At 45.6% G+C, this 21,288-nt stretch carries 20 protein-coding genes; 6 read left to right on the plus strand and 14 right to left on the minus strand.

Features of this window, described 5'->3' with window-relative positions:
* Window positions 1-337: 337 nt before the first annotated feature.
* From hypB to IEY18_RS14865, 3 genes are read left to right on the plus strand one after another with little or no spacing between them, the layout of a single operon-like run.
* Window positions 338-1,009 (plus strand): hydrogenase nickel incorporation protein HypB, encoded by a 672-nt coding sequence (gene hypB / locus IEY18_RS14855; protein ID WP_188922229.1) that lies wholly within the window; start codon window positions 338-340, stop codon window positions 1,007-1,009.
* A gap of 23 nt (window positions 1,010-1,032) precedes the next feature.
* The gene (locus IEY18_RS14860; protein ID WP_229779962.1) at window positions 1,033-3,726 is read left to right on the plus strand and encodes an FAD-dependent oxidoreductase; all 2,694 of its coding nucleotides are present in this window, start codon (window positions 1,033-1,035) and stop codon (window positions 3,724-3,726) included.
* Between the two features lie 50 nt (window positions 3,727-3,776).
* Window positions 3,777-4,118: a hydrogenase maturation nickel metallochaperone HypA/HybF gene (locus tag IEY18_RS14865; RefSeq protein ID WP_188922231.1), complete on the plus strand. Its 342-nt coding sequence runs from the start codon at window positions 3,777-3,779 to the stop codon at window positions 4,116-4,118.
* Here IEY18_RS14865 and IEY18_RS14870 read toward each other — a convergent pair.
* The 11 genes from IEY18_RS14870 to IEY18_RS14920 all read right to left on the minus strand — a co-directional run bounded on the left by IEY18_RS14870 (window position 4,115) and on the right by IEY18_RS14920 (window position 15,781).
* The gene (locus tag IEY18_RS14870; RefSeq protein ID WP_188922233.1) at window positions 4,115-4,630 is read right to left on the minus strand and encodes a TlpA family protein disulfide reductase; all 516 of its coding nucleotides are present in this window, start codon (window positions 4,628-4,630) and stop codon (window positions 4,115-4,117) included. The two genes, IEY18_RS14865 and IEY18_RS14870, sit on opposite strands and share 4 nt — an antisense overlap.
* Before the next feature lie 8 nt (window positions 4,631-4,638).
* Entirely contained in the window at window positions 4,639-5,202 is a 564-nt protein-coding gene (locus IEY18_RS14875) for a hypothetical protein (RefSeq protein WP_188922235.1), read from the minus strand.
* Window positions 5,203-5,373: 171 nt separating this feature from the next.
* Window positions 5,374-6,711 (minus strand): coproporphyrinogen III oxidase family protein, encoded by a 1,338-nt coding sequence (locus IEY18_RS14880; RefSeq protein WP_188922237.1) that lies wholly within the window; start codon window positions 6,709-6,711, stop codon window positions 5,374-5,376.
* 538 nt (window positions 6,712-7,249) lie between these two features.
* Window positions 7,250-8,251, minus strand: coding sequence for a formate dehydrogenase subunit gamma (locus tag IEY18_RS14885; protein WP_188922239.1), 1,002 nt, complete (start codon window positions 8,249-8,251; stop codon window positions 7,250-7,252).
* 46 nt (window positions 8,252-8,297) lie between these two features.
* A complete protein-coding gene (fdh3B, locus tag IEY18_RS14890; protein WP_188922241.1) occupies window positions 8,298-8,894 on the minus strand; it encodes a formate dehydrogenase FDH3 subunit beta in 597 nt (198 codons plus the stop codon).
* Between the two features lie 27 nt (window positions 8,895-8,921).
* Complete coding sequence (locus IEY18_RS14895; protein WP_188922243.1) at window positions 8,922-11,771, minus strand: formate dehydrogenase subunit alpha; 2,850 nt, start codon at window positions 11,769-11,771, stop codon at window positions 8,922-8,924.
* Window positions 11,772-11,786: 15 nt separating this feature from the next.
* A complete protein-coding gene (locus tag IEY18_RS14900) occupies window positions 11,787-11,984 on the minus strand; it encodes a formate dehydrogenase (protein ID WP_188922245.1) in 198 nt (65 codons plus the stop codon).
* Between the two features lie 108 nt (window positions 11,985-12,092).
* Window positions 12,093-12,740, minus strand: coding sequence for a TorD/DmsD family molecular chaperone (locus IEY18_RS14905; protein WP_188922247.1), 648 nt, complete (start codon window positions 12,738-12,740; stop codon window positions 12,093-12,095).
* Window positions 12,741-12,750: 10 nt separating this feature from the next.
* A complete protein-coding gene (locus IEY18_RS14910) occupies window positions 12,751-14,424 on the minus strand; it encodes a 4Fe-4S binding protein (RefSeq protein ID WP_373290762.1) in 1,674 nt (557 codons plus the stop codon).
* A 266-nt stretch (window positions 14,425-14,690) separates the two neighbouring features.
* Window positions 14,691-15,323, minus strand: coding sequence for a DUF3306 domain-containing protein (locus IEY18_RS14915; protein ID WP_188922251.1), 633 nt, complete (start codon window positions 15,321-15,323; stop codon window positions 14,691-14,693).
* Window positions 15,320-15,781, minus strand: coding sequence for a DUF3305 domain-containing protein (locus tag IEY18_RS14920; RefSeq protein ID WP_188922254.1), 462 nt, complete (start codon window positions 15,779-15,781; stop codon window positions 15,320-15,322). Before IEY18_RS14920 ends, IEY18_RS14915 begins: the two co-directional genes overlap by 4 nt.
* Before the next feature lie 290 nt (window positions 15,782-16,071).
* On the opposite strand from IEY18_RS14920, the gene IEY18_RS14925 reads away from it, so the two are divergent.
* Both IEY18_RS14925 and IEY18_RS14930 read left to right on the plus strand, forming a co-directional pair.
* On the plus strand, window positions 16,072-16,917 hold the full coding sequence (locus tag IEY18_RS14925; RefSeq protein WP_188922256.1) for a formate dehydrogenase accessory sulfurtransferase FdhD: 846 nt from the start codon (window positions 16,072-16,074) through the stop codon (window positions 16,915-16,917).
* Window positions 16,918-16,941: 24 nt separating this feature from the next.
* On the plus strand, window positions 16,942-17,847 hold the full coding sequence (locus tag IEY18_RS14930) for a substrate-binding domain-containing protein (protein WP_188922258.1): 906 nt from the start codon (window positions 16,942-16,944) through the stop codon (window positions 17,845-17,847).
* Between the two features lie 36 nt (window positions 17,848-17,883).
* Here the strand turns inward: IEY18_RS14930 and rlmF are convergent, their stop codons facing one another.
* Window positions 17,884-18,996: a 23S rRNA (adenine(1618)-N(6))-methyltransferase RlmF gene (gene rlmF / locus IEY18_RS14935; protein ID WP_373290757.1), complete on the minus strand. Its 1,113-nt coding sequence runs from the start codon at window positions 18,994-18,996 to the stop codon at window positions 17,884-17,886.
* A gap of 93 nt (window positions 18,997-19,089) precedes the next feature.
* Entirely contained in the window at window positions 19,090-19,488 is a 399-nt protein-coding gene (locus IEY18_RS14940) for a flagellar basal body-associated protein FliL (RefSeq protein ID WP_188922262.1), read from the minus strand.
* Between the two features lie 113 nt (window positions 19,489-19,601).
* On the opposite strand from IEY18_RS14940, the gene IEY18_RS14945 reads away from it, so the two are divergent.
* A complete protein-coding gene (locus tag IEY18_RS14945; protein WP_188922264.1) occupies window positions 19,602-20,177 on the plus strand; it encodes a chorismate--pyruvate lyase family protein in 576 nt (191 codons plus the stop codon).
* Between the two features lie 34 nt (window positions 20,178-20,211).
* Here the strand turns inward: IEY18_RS14945 and IEY18_RS14950 are convergent, their stop codons facing one another.
* Window positions 20,212-21,288, minus strand: a complete 1,077-nt coding sequence (locus IEY18_RS14950) for a response regulator (protein ID WP_229779964.1) — start codon at window positions 21,286-21,288, stop codon at window positions 20,212-20,214.

Consider the following 21,288-nt stretch of genomic DNA (forward strand, 5'->3'; position numbering starts at 1 on the left):
CCCCAAATCGCTGAATAATTTACCCATAACACAGTACTGGCTTAGAGGTCATACTGCACAGGCACATTAAACTGCTCATCGAACTCATATGGGCTGATTCACCAAACTCAATGCCATTTTTGCGACTTGAGTCACGACAAACTCAATCATAACCTCGTAAATTACAAATTAGAGCATAAACTCTAATTTGTAGATAAATACAACAATTCAAAAGACCGCCACACCAACGAAAATAATAAAGGCGTGTCTATTCCAGTCTCTGTGCCCCTCAGAATCGACTTCAGCGTCCAAAGAAACATATTCAAGGTTTAAAGATTTATAAATTAAGGGGTAACCAATGGAAAAATTTAAAGTACTGGAAATCAAAGAAAGTATATTTGATAACAACGACAAGCGAGCAGAGCTGCTCCGTGCTGAGTTAAAACAAGACAAGTTGTTCTTACTTAATCTAATGTCTTCACCTGGTTCAGGCAAAACAACCACACTGGTCAGCACCATCAATCATCTAAAGGATGATCTAAACATTGGCATTATGGAGGCAGATATTGATTCAGATGTCGATGCCCATACTATCGCAAACACCGGCACAAAAGTAATTCAACTCCATACTGGCGGGATGTGCCACCTCGATGCCGAGATGACAAAGCAAGGACTCAATGGTTTAGATGCTAAATCTCTTGATCTCGTGGTTCTAGAGAATGTTGGCAACCTCGTATGCCCTGCCGAGTTTGATACCGGTGCCGTTAAAAATGCCATGATCCTCAGCGTTCCCGAAGGGGATGATAAACCACTTAAATACCCCCTCATGTTTTCCATTGTAGACGTTTTACTGATAAACAAAATCGACACCATCGGCGTATTTGATTTTGATATTGCAGCTGTTGAAGCGCGAGCAAAAAAGCTTAACCCAAACATTCAAGTCATCCCGATTTCCGCGAGAACAGGAGAAGGTATCGAGCAATGGGCTGATTGGTTACACACCCAAGTTCACGCTTGGCAAAACCACTAGTCTAGGGAAAGCGAGGAATCCATATGAAAATGGTCAAAAGCAAGGTACTTGACTTTGCCAACAAGATTAGCCGCACAAAGCGCGGTTCTCGAAACGGCGTCACCAGTGACGACCCAGAATATAAAATACTCGAGCCGATCCTATCCGAAGAAATGGCAGAAGTCGCCTTATGCTTAGAGTTACGCAAACCCAAGTCTGCCCAGCAAGTTGCCTTATTGTGTGGCAAGCAAGAAGCTGAAACCGAAAAGCTTCTGTGGGAAATCGCCATGGTCGGTGCCGCATTTGTCAACGAAATCGATGGCGTCGACCAATACTGGATTGATGTTTGGGTTCCCGGTCATATGGAAATGATCGTCAACAATAAAGAGCTGATTCAAAAATATCCGCAACTTGGCGAAGCTTTTGATGCTTTTGGTAAGAAGAAAGGTCCTTTAGCTGCGGGGAATATTCCCGTTGGCTCTGGCCCAATGCGGATCATTCCCATCCAAACAGCCATCGATGGCGAAACCAAAAGTGCTTCGTATGAAGAAGTATCTAAATATCTGAATGACAATGATATCTTCTCCCTCTCAGACTGTGCTTGCCGCACATCGCGCGAGGCAATGGGTGAGGGGTGCGGCCACCTAAAAGAAGATATTTGTATTCAAATGGGGCACGCGGCTGAATACTATATTCGTACTGGGCGCGGCCGAAAAATAACTCGAGACGAGGCTTTTGAGGTCATTAAAAAAGCGGAAGATAATGGTCTCATGCACAGCATGCCCAACTTTGACGGCTCTGGAGAGACCCATGCCATTTGTAACTGCTGCGGCTGTGGATGCTTTGCTTTAAGACTCGCAAGTCAATGGCAAAATCCTGACATGATCCGTTCAAACTATGTTGTAAAAGTCGATGCTCAAGAGTGTGTTGCTTGTGGCGAGTGTGTTGAGGTTTGCCCAACCAATGCGCTACGACTTGGGCAAAAACTATGTACAGCACAACCAGAGAAACCGAAAAAACGCGATCTGCCTTACGATACGAAATGGGGCCCAGACAAATGGAACCCAGACTATCGAACAAATAAACAAGTCGTCGCAGAAGGCGGTTCAAGCCCTTGTAAAGCCGAATGCCCGGCCCATATCGGCATTCAGGGCTACATCAAATTGGCCTCGCAAGGAAAGTATCGAGATGCTTTGGAGCTCATCAAAAAAGAGAATCCTTTTCCAGCAGTCTGCGGGCGAATTTGTCCGAAAAAATGCGAATCCGACTGCACCCGGGGCGATATTGATAATCCAATTGCCATTGATGACATTAAGAAGTTTATTGCCCAGCAAGATCTCAATGCGGAGACACGCTATGTGCCAACAAAAAAGCACCAGTACGACAAAAAAATAGCCGTGATTGGGAGCGGCCCAGCGGGTTTAAGCTGTGCTTACTTCCTTGCGGTTGATGGTTATCAAGTTACTGTTTTTGAGAAGCAACCAGCCCTTGGCGGAATGCTCACACTGGGCATCCCCTCTTATCGACTTGAAAAAGACGTCATTCTCTCTGAAATTGAAGCCCTCAAGGAATTAGGCGTCGAATTTAGATTAGGTATTGAAGTCGGCCAAGACGTAACACTTGATGCACTTCGAAAAGACGGATATAGCGCTTTTTATATTGCAGTTGGCGCGCAGTCAGGACGCAGCCTCGGCCTTAAGGGAGAATCCTCAATAGGCGTCACCACGGGCGTGGATTTCCTCCGCCAAGTCAACTTGGGACAGCAAAGCGAGCTGTCAGGACAAGTTGTCGTAATTGGTGGTGGTAACGTCGCGATTGATGTGGCACGCACAGCAACGCGGGCCGGCGCAGACGATGTACAACTGTTTTGTCTTGAAAGTCGGGCGCACATGCCTGCACATAAAGAAGAAGTGGAGGAAGCATTAGCGGAAGATATTTCCATCCATAATGGCTGGGGTCCCAGACGTATCATTGAGGAAGATAGCAAAGTCACGGCTGTCGAGTTTGCACAATGCCTACGTGTACTCGATGAAGCGGGTAATTTCTCTCCCGAATTTGACGAGCAACATACGCAAGTTATTGCTGCAGACCATGTGATTTTATCGGTCGGCCAAGCAATGCGCTGGGGAAGGTTACTCACAGGCAGCAAGGTTAACCTCAACCCAAATCAAACTGTAATTGCCGACCCCATTACTTATCAAACGGGTGAACCCGACATATTTGTCGGCGGCGATGCTTACACCGGCCCTCGGTTTGCCATTGATGCGATTGCTCAAGGCAAAGAAGCTGCGATTTCAATTCATCGATTTGTGCAGCACGGTCAAAGCTTACTGTTGGGACGAATACAGCGCAACTACCAGTCTTTCGACCGGCAAGCGCTCAACTTAGATGGCTACGACAACAGTCCAAGGCAAGAGATTGCTGAAGTCGACGGCCAAGAGTCGAAGAAAACTTTCAGAGATTTACGCGGCACTTTAACCCAACAGCAAGTTCAGCAAGAAACCCTGCGCTGCTTAGACTGCGGTGTTGTGGTAGCGGACGAGTTTATGTGTGTGGGTTGTGGTGCATGTACAACCAAATGTCAGTTTGATGCGATTTCTTTGGTACGTGCCTATGATGCTGATGGCGCCGATTTGAAAAATGTCAAAGGGGTCATTATCAAGCATGCCTTGAAACGCAAAGTTCGTATTGCAATGAAAGCCCCAATCAAACGCATTAAAACCATGTTAGTCGATTGATCGCATGAGCATGGTGCAATGCACCATGCTCAATTTAAAGGAGCCTAATTGTGCATGAACTCGGCGTCGTCATAGAAGTTGTTAAAACAGTGAGTGAGTTTGCTAAAACTCACCAATTACAGAAAGTAGATACGATTGTACTGCAAATCGGTCAACTCTCTTCAATGATCCCAAAATACATTGAAGATTGTTATCCCGCAGCGGTTGATGGGACACCGCTTGAACACACCAAGCTAGCGATTGAGGTCATCCCAGCGGAAGCGATCTGCAAGCAATGCCACCAGATTTTCAATATTTTACAGCATCAATCCAAGTGCCCAGATTGCCAATGTGAAGACTGGGGAATGCTCAGTGGCAAAGAGTTTTTAATTAAAGAAGTGATTGCCTACTAATGTAAGCTATTCGAGTGAGCCAATAACTCATTCAATGTATCAGCAATCTCTCCGATTACACTTTCGCCATATCCAACACTCTGCATTGCAATACGTCCTTGCTGGTCAATTATTACTAAATGCGGGATACCTTCTACCTTATATTTCTTTCCTATACGCCCTTTGGGATCATGGCTTAAAGTCAGTTGCGTATCTTTAAAGACCTTTTTAATCTTGCGGTAGGTCTTTCGATCTTCGCGAAAATTAACCGCAATAACTCGAACTTTATCTAGACCGAGGTGATTTTGAATATTATCTAATATGGGTAGTTCTTTTAAACAGGGACTGCACCAAGACGCCCAAAAACTTACAACAATAACTTTTCCTTCTAGCTCTGACACATAAACCTTACCACCATTTGCGTCTTTGCCTAAATAATCAGGAGCCTCACTACCAATCTCCAATAGTGTTTCACTCGCATGAGCACTTATCGAAATTGCCAAAAAGATTAAAGCTACAATTTTTCTAATCATTTTTATCCTTAAATATTTATTCCGTTAGACTCGCACAAATAACCATTTGATAATGAAGAACTAAAGTGCTGTGCAGTCACTGAGGATGCCCCTTTCGCCTCTATAGTCGAACTCTTTAGGCTTTCGAACGTATGCCCTGACTCCAACAAAACATCCTGTGCCCAAAACACGCCTTGAACACTAAGTCCGAATAAGGCCAATATCACCAACCCAAAAACATAAACTCTGAACCTTGCCTTAGTGCCATAAACATATGCTGTTGGTCGCAATACCTTTTCACCAGGCGGCGGAAACTGCTGCGATTGATAAACCCGCCAACTGAGTGGCCCAAGCAAAATACTAAACACAATAACGGCTGACAAGGGCAAGCCAACAAATACTCCATATATCAATAACTCTGCGCCAGTTGCCCAACCATAGTCATGACAGTGAGCCACTTCGGCATAAAGAGTTAACCAAGGAAAAAACCAAGTTTCAGTGACAAAAAGTAATGGCAATGCCCAGCAAAGATGCTTCGCAATCAGCAACAGCTTTTCCTTCACGCTTAACATTGGGGCATATTCAGACTTCAATCCATCTTCCTTTTTGAGTGTGCTTACGCCCTAGAAGGCAACAAATTACGAACAAATCAGTGGCTGAGTGATTCACCATGTCACGGCAAAGTATTCAACTACGTCAGAATGAAAACGGCAATAAAAAAGGCCGAAATTCACATTTCGGCCTTTTCAAACATTCATCAGAATTTACATATCACAAGCTTGCAAAGGCTTACGCAATTGCGCACGGACATTGTCCATCCCTGAGTAAAACTCTTTCATCATCAACAGGCCCATCATTTTACCGTTGTCGGTAACGATTAAGTTATCTGGATCTGTTGGATCATTTTTCAATGCGCCGATGGCTTTCATTGAAGTCATTTCTTTGAATAATGCGGTATCTAAATTCACGCCAAATGTTTCACGGAAATATTTGCGCGAAAGGCGACCAGAGAACATGCCCAGCAAGAAGCGATATTGCATCACATCTTTCTTGCTGTAGTTCTTCTGTTGCTCAACACCCATTTTTCCAGCGGCAATTCTTTCATGGTATTTGCGAAGCGAAAACGTATTCACGTGAAGCGTATCGTTTAGGAAGCTAAACGATCCAGAGCCTACCCCTAAGTACTCATCATAGTCGATAACATACTCATCAAACCCTTCATCGTTAGCTTTACCAAATGCCCACGCAGAAAGCTGATTATACTGACCGTTCAGGCTATTTAGAATTTGACGATATTGGTTGGCCATATCCGCTTGATCTGCTGCTAACTTACCCTTCACGCTTTTGCGGGTTTGGTGAGTAATCATCAGTGGGTATGTGGTGATTTGACGCGGATCTAATCGCGATGCCATATCCAAATCATGCTGAATAATCTCTTCCGTTTGGCCACGGAAGCCAAAAATCAAATCAACGTTGATAATGGGAAACAGCTCTTTGGCCGCCATGATTTTGTCGAACGTTTGTTGACCACTACCAAACTTTTCAAGTCGGTCCGTCATTTTCAAAATGCCATCATCGAAACTTTGAACACCCACAGACATGCGGTCAACTAATCCCTCAAGCTGTTTAAATTCGGGGCTATCTAGGTGTTGAGGATCCGACTCACAAGAAACCTCTTTAATGCTTGGGAATAGCTTTTTGGCATACTCAATGGTTCGCGCGAGCTCATCTTCTAGGACTGTCGTCGTCCCGCCACCGATATACATGGATTCAAAGTCATAGCCTAAGGCTTTAACCATATCCATCTCTTTACGCAAAGACACAAAATAAGCGCGAGCTTTATCTTCTTTAAAAATAAAACGGTGGAAAGTGCAGTAAGAGCAGAGGGTATGACAGAAAGGTACATGGGCATACAACATGTACTTTTTGCCCTCTACCGGTGCAGGCATGGTATCGGCAGACAGAGTGTCGAGTCTTAGGTTCTTATCGACATAATATTGCATCACCCGTTCCATCGAGCTCAACATCCAAGTTGGCACCGTAATATTGGCTTCGTATCCGCCGGCAAACTTGGTGTCTAGAGTTTGGATAATTGATGACATAAGGGTTCCTATCTTAGGTAATTATTTATACTGCCTTTTACTGTATTAGTGAGTGCGAATATCTCCCTAACAGAGGTTGCAGACTAACTGCAATCTTTTTTTTAAACCGTGAACTGGTTACAAGTTACGCAGCGCTAATTAGCGAATGTTAATATTTGCTAGCTCAACCACACTTTAGTAAATGCCAAATTTGACGGATCGCTCACAAAACTATTCCAAATGGTTTTTATGGCAAAAGCCTTTTGTTAATTAATGACCACAAAACTCGAAAAAACAGGACTTTTGTTTAGTTTTAGGGCGATAAATACTACAAAACTTAGCATTTTGCCGTTTTTCACTGTTGAAGCCAGCAAATCAATAGCGAATAAAGATCAACCACTGGAATAGTTTGCAGGCTGGGTCACACTATTTGAGCACACCCTCAAGTTTAGACAATGCTAAACAAAGACGCTGTCTATGACTCCACAAATGCAAGCAAGGTCGCAAAAAAATACCCACCGATTTGGTGGGTATCTTCAGCTGGCGATGTCGTTACAAATTACTCTTTATAACGAATGGAGCCATTCTCTTTGATTTCATCGTACCAAAGGTTGTGGTGTTGTATCGCCCAGTTTTCATCACAATAACCAGACTTCATACATTCCATTCCCCCTTCACTCAATGCCGTAGCCATCCAAATATGCACGATAGTAAATGCAATAATGATGATGGCACTCGTAGCATGGATCAGCAATGCCGCCATCGACGCTTCTCTTGGTAAGTCGAGCCCCGGCAACACCAACATGGCACCGGAAATACAAATGAACAAACCAAATATAGTGAGCGTCCAAAACCACATTTTTTCACCCGCATTGGCAAATCCACTATCAGGATGTTTGCCTTTGAAGGGGCCAAAATTAATGTAACCACCAACAACAAGGAACCACTTTAAGTCGTAAAGCTTAAATGTCTGCAAAGGCATCCACTTCACAACACAAAGTACCCAAGATACAAAGAATACTGGACCAGACCAGTCGTGAATAAACTTACTCGCACCAATTAACGATGCCCAAAGTCCATCCCCAACATAGGGTTGTAACACATGCTTACCTAGCATAATGTTTAAACCAGTGACAATCAGCAACAGACAGGAAATCGCCAAAACCCAATGCAACTTCACATCTGATTTTGACCAACGTTCCACCATCTTGCCCGAATATCCATGACTCAGTTTCGACGGCCCGTTCACGAGGAAAAACACTAAAAACACGGCAAAAACACCCAAGACAGTAAAGCCCATCGCAGGTGTTAAATACTCGTTCTTAATCTCTTTTCCTTGGTTACCGGCAACATTGATGAGATTGCCACCTTCTAGACCTTGGTCAGTGCTATAACCGGATTCTCCGGCTTTCACTGCTCGCCAAAGGTCAGCGTCACTCATCTTCGCTGTTCCCTGCTGCTTACTGTTTTGCTCATCGACGGCCATCGTGGTTGGCGCAAGCCCCAACCCCATGACAAGTACGAGTAAGGTCAACAAACTACGCAGCGATTTAGTTAACATAGTCACTCCTTGTCGGGCTACAGCAATAGCTGTAGCCCTAGCTGCATTAGTTTATTTCGCCAGTTTTAGGGTTATAACCCCAAATGACATTCGGATTACCGCGAGCAGATACACGTTCACGATAGATATCCGAAACAATGCCTGCGTCCCCTGCTAACAAGGCTTTGGTTGAACAAAGCTCTGCACACATAGGTAGCTTACCTTCAGCAATACGATTCGAACCGTACTTCTGACGTTCCTCGCTTGAATGGTTTTCCTCAGGTCCACCGGCACAGAAAGTACATTTGTCCATTTTGCCGCGGCTACCGAAAGCTGTCTTTTTCGGGAATTGCGGTGCACCAAATGGACATGCATAGAAACAGTACCCACAACCGATACAGGTATCTTTATTGTGAAGCACAATGCCATCTTCTGTTCGATAGAAGCAATCAGCAGGACAAACGGCCATACACGGTGCATCTGTACAATGCATACACGCAACCGAAATTGAAGCTTCCCCAGGCTTACCATCATTAATGGTCACTACGCGGCGGCGCTGAATGCCCCACTCTAACGCAGAATCGTTTTCGTTCTTACAAGCTGTGACGCAACCGTTACACTCGATGCAGCGCTTGGTGTCACACAAAAATTTCATGACTGCCATAATGGCTTATCTCCTCATCAAGTGTGGTTAGGCTTTGCTGATCTGACACAAGCTAGACTTCGTCTCTTGCATCTGAGTCACAACATCATAGCCATAGGTCATCACCGTATTGGCTGACTCTCCCGTGACATATGGAACCGTTCCCTCTGGATAGTGCTTATCTAGTTTTTCACCTTCAAATACACCTGCAAAGTGGTACGGCATAAAGCACTCACCCTCGATTACACGTGGTGTAACCATAGCTTTGACAGTAATCTTGGCACCTTCTGGGCTATGGACATGAACGTCATCGCCATCTCTTAAGCCACGATCAGCTGCATCAGCAGGGTTGATCTCGATAAACATCTCTTGCTGTAACTCTGCAAGCCATGGATTCGAACGGGTCTCTTCACCACCGCCCTCATACTCAACCAAACGTCCAGTCGTAACTGCTAACGGGAAGTCTTTGGCAAAGTCTTTTTCTTGAATTGACTTATACAAGGTTGGAAGGCGAGCAACCATACGATCTTCATATGTTGGATATTTCGCCACAAGATCGCGGCGTGGTGTGTACAGTGGTTCACGGTGAATTGGGATATCATCTGGGAAATTCCAAACGATACAGCGCGCTTTCGCATTACCGTAAGGCATACAGCCATGCTTAATCGCAACACGTTGAATACCACCAGAGATATCTGTTTTCCAGTTTTTACCCTCAGCATGCTTTTTCTCTTCAGCCGTGAGTTCATCCCACCAGCCAAGTTGCTTTAACATCGTATGGGTAAACTCTGGGTAACCGTCTTGAATTTCAGCGCCAACTGAATACGAGCCTTCTGCCAAAATATTATTGCCATTGTGCTCAACACCATAACGCGCTCGGAAGTTACCGCCACCATTCTTCACTTCACGATCCGTGCGGTAAAGAATTTGTGAACCAGGATGCTTCATCTCTGGCGTACCCCAACAAGGCCAAGGTAAACCATAGGTTTCGCCTCGAGCTGGACCACCGGGTGCTTCAAGTGAATTGATATCAAAAGTGCCCCAGTTTTCTTGGTGCATCTTCAAACGTTCAGGGCTTTGACCTGTATAACCAATAGTCCACATGCCCTTGTTAAATTCACGGGTCATATCTTCAATCAACGGCTCAGTACCATTGACCTTGATATGCTTACAGAACTGGTCAGCAATTCCGACTTTCTTCGCAAGCAGGTACATGATTTCATGATCTGGCTTAGACTCAAATAAAGGCTCAATAACCTTCGTACGCCACTGAAGAGAGCGGTTTGATGCAGATACACTGCCATAGGTTTCAAACTGAGTTGCAGCGGGTAACAGATACACCCCATCTTTACGGGTATGCATGACGCCCGCCATTGTTGGGAAGGGGTCAACAACTACGACGGTATCCATCTTGTTTAGTGCTTCGCGCACCTCACGACCACGGGTTTCAGTGTTAACCGATTGCCCCCAGAAGAAAGCCATTCGAATATTGTCTTTCTGAGCTATTTTATCTTTGTCTTCTAGCACACCATCATGCCAACGAGAACAAGGGATACCCGTAGAGGTCATTGGATCTTGCCCTAGACGTTTCTCTTGGTCAAAACGAGCCTTCACCCACTCATAATCTAAATCCCACACATTACACCAGTGCTTCCACGAACCGGTCTTCAGACCATAGTAACCAGGCAATGTATCGAACAATAAGCCAAAGTCAGTTGCACCCTGCACGTTATCATGACCACGGAAGATGTTAGTACCACCACCCGATTTACCCATGTTGCCAAGCGCTAGCTGCAAAATACAATAAGCGCGGGTATTCGCGTTACCAATGTGGTGCTGCGTACCACCCATACACCAAACTACAGTGCCAGGACGATGTTCAGCGAGCATTTTCGCAACGCGATACATTTGTGCTTTCGGGATCCCGACTACATGCTCAACTTCTTCTGGGGTCCATTTCTTCACTTCTTCGCGAATACGCTCAAGGCCATAGACACGTTGACGAATGAAGGTTTCATCTTCCCAACCATTTTCAAAGATATGCCAGAGTAAGCCATAGATATAAGGGATATCCGTACCTGGACGAATATGTACATACTCATCTGCTTTGGCAGCCGTGCGAGTAAAGCGAGGGTCAACGACAATAATTTTTGCGCCACGCTCTTTACCTTCAAGAACATGTTGCATGGCAACAGGATGTGCTTCACTTGGGTTGGAACCAATGAACATCATTGCTTTCGCATTACGAATATCGTTAAACGAGTTAGTTTGCGCACCATAACCCCAAGTGTTAGCAACACCGGCTACAGTGGTAGAGTGACAAATACGAGCGGAGTGATCGACGTTATTCGTGCCCCACATCGCTGCAAGTTTACGGTACATGTAGGCTTGTTCATTCGAGAACTTTGCACTACCCATAAAGAATACAGAATCTGAGCTCGCTTCTTGGCGGATCTTTAACATCTGATCGCCAACTTCATTAATGGCTTGCTCCCAAGAAAGCTTCTTCCACTTGCCGCCTTCCAGCTTCATTGGATATTTAAGGCGCTTAGCACCATGGCCATGCTCACGAAGCGCTGCACCTTTTGCACAGTGACCACCAGCATTGAATGGATGATCAAACGCAGGTTCTTGACCGGTCCAAACACCATTTTGGACTTCAGCGTAAATACCACAACCTACAGAGCAGTGGGAACAAATCGTACGTTTGATTTCAGTTGGCGCATCATGGGCAACATCTTTTGCCTCTGCTTTGCGCATCATTCCTGTACCGAGCATGGATGCTGCAGCAATACCACCAGTTGTAATACCAGCAGATTTTAGGAATTGTCGTCGGTTTAGACCTAAGCTCGGCTTATCTGCCGTTACCGCTTGATCTGATTTGCGGGTTAATCGCATTAGATTCTCCTTGTATTACTTACCACGTAAAGTGGCATAGTAGTTACGGATATGGTCGGTCTCGCGGTAACCATCACCTTGATCTTCAGGCGCTTTTGCTGCCGGGGCTGCTGCGGCTTGACCACTCATCGTGGCAGCTGCACCTGCCGCGCTGCCAAGTGCCAGAGCTTTCAGTAGTTGACGGCGGCCCATGTCAGAAGCTTGCTTCTTCATAGTCTCTCCTTGTTTTGGGGATAACTCCCCACCTCAATTGTTTTATTGACACCTTTATTATTGGTATCAGGGCAATAAAACGGTTGCGTTACACCAATCCCCACGCAGCTATACTGCTTGAGGTTCGATTTCTTCATTTCCAGGACAGTTCACTGGAATATCCATGTTGAGTTGCTCAAATACATTCGCTTCCGCAGCAAAAAATGCGGCTGCAACCTGGGCAACGGCTTGATAAAACTGGGCGCTAGGTGCGCGCGCGAGCTCTTCACAATAACGGCTAATCCACCCACCGATATGACGTTGGTAAAATGCAAGTTGGCGATAGCTTGGTGCTTCTAGGATCAAGCTACTCATAACTTCACATAGTGCCGCAACGTGATCTTCTGGCTCCTTCACTTCATCTTGACGTTCAAACCCCATTTGCATTAAATCTTGCCGTAATGCAGCAAGAGGCGTATCCATCAACGAGCCTGCAAGGTACCAACTGGCGTATGGAAGGATTTCACCAGTGCCGACACCAATAAAAATATTTTGATATTCTTCAGCTAAATCTTCACCAGAACATTTTCCAGCAGCTTGCTTGACCGCAAGCCATGCCTTGGCAATCTCACTTTCATCAGTTACATCGATATCGAGCGATGTTAAAAATGACAGTAACTCGGCACTTGGGGCCGAGCGAAACATTGCGGCTAGCAACTGGTATATATCAGCTCGAAGCTGATCATTTTCTGAAATTTCTCTTTGATTTTGGGTCATAACAGATCTCTTAATCCAATTGCTTTTCTGGGTTATCTAAAATATCGGCAAACATATCTTTAACGCGGCAATCGCCACACATTTTTAAGCGTTCACTATTGGCATCAAATGCACTATGGCTACCAACCATCCCAAGCATTTTTTCTACCATAGACTTGGTTGCAAAGGGCTCACCACACTCAATACATTCAAACGGTTGCTCTTCATGCAAGATTTGTTGTTGCTGACGCGCCTGTGCATCGAAGTTCACTTGCGCAGTTAAGCTAATTACGGTTTCAGGGCATGCATTAGCGCATAAGCCACACTGCACACAATCCTGTTCAACAAACTTCAATGCTGGGAGGTCACCACCATCTTGCAGGGCTTGTGTTGGACAGATGGCGACACACGACATACACAAGGTGCACGACTCGGCATTTACATTCACTTTTCCGTAAGGAATATTGTTCATCAGCATTGTATTATCGACATTAGCCACCTGTTGATTCAGGTGATCGATAGCCGCATAAATGGTGGCTCGCTTACTACTGGGGGCGAATTCCGCACCACTAAAAACGGGCCAATCTCGACTCACACTTAACAGCGAATCGATGCCTGCTAACTCGTGAGGGGAGATAACGTTCAACCGCTGCTGTGGTTGGCCAATTTCTTCCAAAATCCGACTAACGAGTAGGGTCTCCCCGGCTAACATTTGATTCAATGTCGGTGGTGTTGCTGGGGTATTCAGGATCAAGACTTGACGCGCCCCCCATGCAAGTGAGCTGAGCCAATGTTCAGTGCTAGCAACTGTAATTTCTTCTAGGGCAACAGGAATAATGTCTCCGGCGAGCGCATCAGTAACTAATTCAGCCCCTAGGTTCTCATCATGAAATAACACGACGGGAGCAACATTGGTTTGAGCTCGGAACGTTGAGATGATTTTTTTCAGGTACTGGCCAAGTGCCGCTGGAGTTGGTGCATCATAACTTAGTGCACCAGTAGGACACGCATTGCTACAACTACCGGCGCCGTGGCAAAGGTAAGGGTCGATCTCAATTTTTTGCTCGATACTACTAATTGCATCGGCTGGGCAGAAGTTTAGACAGCGTGAACAGGCTTCAATACCATTACGGTTGTGGGCACAAACATCAGCATTCACCTTGATGTAACGCGGTTTTTCGAACTCACCAACAAGATCAGGAATTTGCGCAAGTGCGTCGGCTAATTTCTGCTGATCTTGACCGACATAAAAATAGCCTGGCGGCAACATTTCTAGGTTTAAGCACGGGGATTGGCTTAGATCTAGGATTAAGTCGAAATGCGGTTTACGAATGGCAAGAGTACTGAGTTCAGCGGCGCCCCCATCGACATCAACAACCACTTGAAACTGACCAAGGAATCCTTTAATTGAAAGCAAATGGCTATAGTAGCTCTCAACATCTGGAGCGGCCTCAACGACTTTTTGCAAGTGGGCTTCATCTTGGTTCGTAATCGCCTCATTTGCCAAAATCGAGCAGCTCGCCATTTGCTGTAATTTGTCTGCGGCCAACCGAGCTAAATCCTCAGGGCCAATGACTAATACATGGCCTTGCGTTTGATAGCTCACAGTTGGCGGAATCAAATTCTGTAGAATTTGCGTCCGTGCTAAAATTTGTTGGCGAACTAGCTTCAACTCGCCTTTAGGTTCATTGCTATTCTCGTTTATGTTCACACTCTATTCCTGAACAAAAATATTGCATCAAAAGTTTCAGCCCAGCCATGACGAACCATCGTTTGCTTCTCTGTCATGCTCTCAATCTGGGTTGAGCGGTAATACAAATTATTTCTGCTTGAACCCAACCCTTGTTGAGTAAAAGCAAATTATCTATCGATTTTTATTAACTTTTTTCTTTCGTTCGTATCTGCCGCAACGGTTATTCAACAGCAATTCACGTACCAAAAATATGGGATTCAGAACCCCCTTAAATACCGTTAAACAACAGGGTCATCTGCAACAGCTACTACATCTGGTTCATTTTGGCTCACGACCAAGCTCTCATCAGTCAAATTGTCCGACGAGACCAAGGTATCGTTTTGTTGAATTTCGGGTGATTGCACATCAACGTTTTCGGGCGACGATTCGCCCCCCTCAACAGACACGTCATTAGCAATTAAAGCCTCTTCCTCTTCTTCAGACTCATCTTTTGTAACATGGCGGAAAACTTTCTGTGCAAGCTCCGCCGAAACGTCATCGGCTAAAAGCGGTTGATTGGTATAGTCCAATGCATATTCCAATAAACCATCAATTTCGTTGTAGTGGGGTTGCTTCCACAAAGCTCTTAATGCGGCTGCTTTTTGTGTTGGGTCGACATGCTCTGCCATAAAGCTAGCAAAGCTTCCACCAACCTCGATTGACTCCGGGTCGGGTAATTCTTCAATGTCAGCCAATTGAGTCGGCTGCTCATCTGCATCGAGCTTGACGTCCGCTGGATTTTGCGAGCCCTCGATTTGTGCTGAGGTTTTCGCCTCTTCCAGCTGATCAACCTCAAGCGTTCGCTCTTCCTCAGCAACCGCTTCTTTGCGTTCACGCCAGCGACTCAAGAATCCTTTAGGAGAATCTGTCATGAGGGCTTTTCTCCACGAGCTTCCGCCAACTCTTTTCGACGGTTTACGTGCTTACGGCGATGTGCTGAAATTTCGACTTCGCCATGGCGCGTGATAAATGCTTCTATCCAACAAGCGATGGCGCTGGGTAAAAGAATACTGAGGACTGGTGTATCGGCTTCAAGGCAGCCCGCTGCGACATTTTGATCAGCAGAAACCAAAGATGGCACCCATGTGCCATCCTCTAGCTCATCACAAACGATGTACAGCATGGCATTGTCCATATCTAAATTGATTCGGTAACTACCACGTTCATCTTTATGCAGTTCTAATAATACGAGATGCGCGCCACTTGGCGGCTGGTTGGTTGCGGGAACAATTTGGTCAAGCTCCCAAGTATCGGATGTCCAACGCCCCATTTGCTTGGTCACTTTCTTTAATGACACATACATGGGCCACTGATTATCTGTATGTTGCATGGCATCTCCGTTTTCGGTCGCAAATCAGCCCACTGGCTTTCACGACTGCTAGCTCTAATTTCCATGAACAGCAATTTTGATGCCAGCACGATTTCAACCCAAAACTTTGAAGCTAGTCATCATAACAACTTCTATACTAGGACATTTTGTCCAACACGCAAGATATTGTTGGACAAAGCGGTTTGCGTTAGATCACATAAATCAGCAGATCACGTATTTCATCAGATAAACGCACCCAAGGCATAAAAGTTGCTATGATTTGATATCTTAAATATTTGCCGAATTTGCTGATGACGATATCAAACAAGAAATTATCCTTAATTAAAACGTCTGCAGAAGTGCCGCTCACGATTCAAGTTCAAGCGGTTGATGAAAAAGGTCACCTCGTTGACAAGTCGGTTGCCTGCGAAAGGCCACTAACGGTGTATTTAAACTGGCGACCCATCGTGACCTTAATGACGCTAGGCGCTAAGCCCGAAGCACTAGCGCTTGGCTACTTAAAAAACCAAGGGTTTATCAGTGATACAAATTTGCTAGAGTCGGTGATTGTTGATTGGGATGTTGAATCTGCGGCGGTCATTACCCAAGAGACCACTGAAGATTTAGAGAAGCAATTGTCAGAAAAGACAGTTACGACGGGCTGCGGTCAAGGAACAGTCTATGGTGGCTTTATGCAGGGGCTTGAATCTATTCAGCTACAATGCCCTCCCATCAAGCAAAGCACTTTATATGGCTTACTTAAAAATATTAGCGCTTTCAATGAAACCTATAAAAATGCAGGCGCGGTTCATGGCTGCGGCCTTTGCGAGGGCGAAGCTATTGATGCTTTTGTGGAGGACGTTGGCCGACACAATGCCGTTGATACGCTTGCGGGTGATATGTGGCTCAACCAAGTGGACGGTGCCAACAAATTGTTTTACACCACAGGACGCTTGACCTCAGAAATGGTAATTAAAGTTGCCAAAATGGGTATTCCAGTTTTATTGTCTCGAAGTGGCGTGACCCAAATGGGCCTAGAGTTGGCACAAAAGCTCGGCATCACCATTATTGCACGAGCCAAAGGTCGGCACTTTTTGATTTACCATGGCGCTGAGAACATCGAATTCGATGTCATGAACGCCGCCCAGAATAAATAATGAATAACAAAGCTAGGACAATCCATGACTGACGCCAGTGAACTGGTCTACATGAGCGCAAAGCAAGTTGCTGAATACTTAGATTTAAATGAAAAGAAAGTCTATGCCATGGCAAATGAGCGTATTTTGCCCGCAACAAAAATTACAGGTAAGTGGCTATTTCCAAAGTTCTTAATTGACCGTTGGATTATGGACTCCTGCCACAGCGGCATGCTCTCTGATAGGCTATTAATCACTGGTAGCGATGATCCGCTCCTTTCGATGCTGGTCGCGCGTTTAATGTCTCAGGTTGGTAGCCAAGAATTAATTAGCTACAGCGCGACCGGTTCTCGATTAGGTTTAGACTTACTCGCAAAAGGCTATGCAGATGTGTGTACACTGCATATGTGTAATATTGAAGACCGAGCAACTCGGCACCCTGCGCTCCTGAAAAGTTATCCGAGCCATCAACAGTGGATCTTGCTACACGGCTATTCCCGACAGCAAGGGCTGATGGTTCGCCCTGATATGCACCACCAATGTCAGGAAGAAGATAAAGTACCGCAATATCCATGGCGATGGGTCGGACGCCAAGCAGGCGCGGGCAGCCAACAGCAGCTTGAACAATGGCTAACAAAGCACGATGCAAACCTCGAGCAGCTAAACCGGGTGATGACCGCCTATAGCGAACGTGAACTTGCTGGTTACATTGCAAGAGGTGATGCTGACATCGGCTTTGGCTGTCAGTCCGTGGCCAATGAAAGTGGCTTAAGCTTCGTGCCTTTAGTGGAAGAATCTTTTGACTTTGTGATGCCCCAGAGCATCTATTTTCGACGTCAGGTCCAAGCTCTTTTTAAAATGCTCGCCAGTACTCAAACCCAGCAAGTGGCGCATATGCTCGGCGGCTACAATTTAAGCCAATGTGGTGAACTTATTTGGAGTCCGAATTAAACTTGGAGGGTGACCCCGAAGCACAAAACGTGAGTGTTACGCTCTAAATTTCGCCCAAGTGCGACGCTGCTGCGGATCTAAAAATGTCCAGGCTAATACGCGAGTCATTTTATTTCCTTGAGACATGTCTATCACTTGAACCTGCTGCGCTGCCAACTTTTCAAGCCACATTTGACAAGGTTTCAGATTTTCTTTTTTTGAAACCAAGCTAGAGAACCATAAACATTGCGCAGAAAACTTCGCGCTCTCGTGGATCATATTGTGCAAAAATTGCTTTTCACCGCCGTCACACCACAGCTCTGCTTTTTGTCCACCAAAATTCAGCGACGCATTGGCACGATTAGGTGTCTGTATTCCCTTTTTCTGCCTATTCGCCGTGAGATTTGCATGTTTACGCGCACTTCCTGCGGCAGCTTGTGCCAAGGACTCATGAAACGGTGGATTACAAAGCGTCAGATCAAACCTTTCATTGGGTTGAATAATCCCATCAAAAATCTGCGCAGCGCTCTGTTGATGCCGAAGCTCCAATTGCTGTTCAGTTAATTGATTGTGCCTTTTCAGTTGCTCAACGTTCGTAAGTGACAGAGGATCAATATCAGAGGCGACAAAACGCCAACCATACACAGCATGCCCGAGGAGTGGGTATATCCCATTGGCGCCAGTTCCGATATCGAGAGCCTTTACCTGACCTCCTTTTGGGATCTTGCCAGAGTCCGCCAGTAAATCGGCAACATAGTGTAAGTAATCGACCCGCCCAGGCACAGGAGGGCACAAAAACCCATCCGGTATATCCCAATCATGAATTCCATAGTGCAAAGAAAGTAGTGCTGCATTCAAGCATTTCACAGCTTGCGGGTCAGCAAAGTCAATCGACAGCGCGCCAAAAGGGGAAGGTCTGACAAAGGGCTTGAGTTGGGGAGCATGTGCCATCAGCACCTCAAAATTGTAACCCATTTTATGAATGTTTCGAGGGTGCAGAGGCTTTGCTGAGGCGGTCTTCCCAACGGAACGCTGAGCAGTTTGACGTCGACTCGCTCCTTGTTTGTGCTGCCGAGTGCGAGAAGCGTTGGCTTTTGGCTTTTTGTTGGCTGCTCGACGCGATGCCGCATCATTTTTTGAGGGTGTGTTTTTTGTTGAGGGCATGTGCAAACCAGATAAAAGCAGAGGAAGCCTGTTTCAGGCTGAACAATATGGCCTCGGGTACTGACAAAACTTGATGCCGTCAGCACCCGAAATTGAGCGTTAGTCGTAGAGGTACTTGGTGAAGAGTAAATTCACAACAAGTGGTCTGCCTGTTTCCGCCTCAAGCAAGCGATTCAAAGTGTCGTAACATTCACGACGTATCTCTTCACGTCCTGTCATTGACTTCACTTTATCTTCCGTTTGATTACCCAGAATTTCGACGATAGCCGAACGCAGTAACGGGTCATGATGCTCAAGTCGTAATAAGTCATCTTGTTCTTTTACCATAAGCTCAACACTAAGCCGCACGAAACCGAGCTTCTTCCCCGTTGAGATATAGTTAGTCACTATATCGGGTTCGAACCCATAATATGCATATTCTTCCAGCTCTTCGTCTTCGGCAAACGCGTTAAACGTTAACGAAATGAGCATCAACAACATGAGTGTGATTTTTTTCATAACAGCTTTGACCTTTTCAGCAATTCTAAGAGCTGGCTTGCACTTCCAATCTACCTGAGCGTCCGACAACATGCTAGACTGCTTCAGTTCGCATGTATTGTACCGAGTTATGGATGAATGTAACCAGCTTAAGCTTCCCTTATGGTGAATCAATTCAATGGTTTTCGCCAGATAAAATCGCTCAGTTACCCGATAATCCGCTAAAAGAATGGATTTTAGCGAAGGGGAGTTTAACGAAGCGACTTAAAAAGTGCGGAACCCACTTTGAAGTAAAGGTGCTTGGCGAAGACTTTTTGCCGCCATTAGAAGGCGAATACCCAAATCAAACTCAGGTATGGGTGCGGGAAGTACTTTTGTGTGTAGACTCCGAACCTTGGGTGTTTGCCCGAACTCTCATCCCAGCGCAGCTGTTTTCAAGTCGAGAGCAAGACTTTGTCAATTTGGGTACACGCTCTCTCGGTGAGTTACTGTATGCCAATGACAATTTTGTGCCGGGCAAAGTCGAAGTGGCACATTTTTCAAACCAAAGCCGCTTAGCTCAACTCGCTAGCACCCTATCTCAACCCACCGCGGAATCCCTGTGGGGACGCCGACGTTACTTCTGCTATCAAGAGCATCAGATGATTGTTTGCGAAGCTTTTTTACCGAAAGCACAGCAAGCAATACAACACCTCAAACTGCCGCAATAAATGATGGTGAACACCGCCTGCAAACGTTAAAGGCTTACTCGTCATCGGCAAATTTTTGGGCAATTTCGATAAACTGTGGTTGCAGCGCAATAAATGCATCGACAATTGCAGGCTCAAAGTGTCGGCCTCTACCCTCTAAAATTATCTCACTCGCAGATTCATAACTAAACGCATCCTTATACACACGACGATTGATTAACGCATCATAACAATCGGCCAATGCCATCAACCTCGCGGAAAGCGGTATCGCATCTCCCGATATTCCCAGCGGATAACCCGACCCATCCCATTTCTCATGATGGCCAAACGCAATCTCTTTCGCGACCGCAAGAAAGCTCGACGAACCATACTCTTGCTCGGCTTTTTCAAGTGCGTCGAGCCCAAAGGAAGCATGGCGTTTCATCAGCTCCCACTCTTCCGGCGTTAACTTGCTGGGCTTTAATAAAATTGAGTCTGGCACACCCACTTTACCTAAATCATGCAATGGCGCTGACTTGTATAAGAGATCAATATAAGTTGGTGTAAGTTGCTCTTGATATTTAGGGTCTTGGCTTAAATAATTTGCCAGCAGGCGCACATAATGCTGCGTTCGACGCAGGTGCTTTCCGGTTTCGTTGTCTCGGGTTTCTGCTACCGTCGCCATACAAAAAATTGCCACATCCTGTGTTCTAGAGATTTCTTGTGTGCGTTCAATAACTTTGGCTTCCAATAGTAAATTGTGCGCTTGTAATCGCTTTTTAGCACGCGACAAATCTAAATGCGTCGCCACTCTGGCTTTCACTATTGGCAAACTAAAAGGCTTTGCAATATAGTCCGCAGCACCGATATCAAAACCATAAATTTCCGAGTCTACATCGCTCTTCACGGTTAAAAATATGACTGGGATATCGCACGTGCTAGGGCTGTCCTTCAGTGCTTGGCAAACTTGGTAACCATCCATTTCTGGCATGACAACATCCAGTAGCACTAAGTCAGGTTCAAAGCCTTTCGCGATGCGGTCCAAAGCTTGCTGGCCATTTTTAGCAACAACGACTTTGTATTGCCCAGCTAATAACTCGACGAGTACATCAATGTAAAAGGTTTCATCATCGACGATTAGGATACTATCCAT

Source organism: Shewanella gelidii (genome assembly GCF_014647855.1).
GTDB classification, from domain to species: domain Bacteria; phylum Pseudomonadota; class Gammaproteobacteria; order Enterobacterales; family Shewanellaceae; genus Shewanella; species Shewanella gelidii.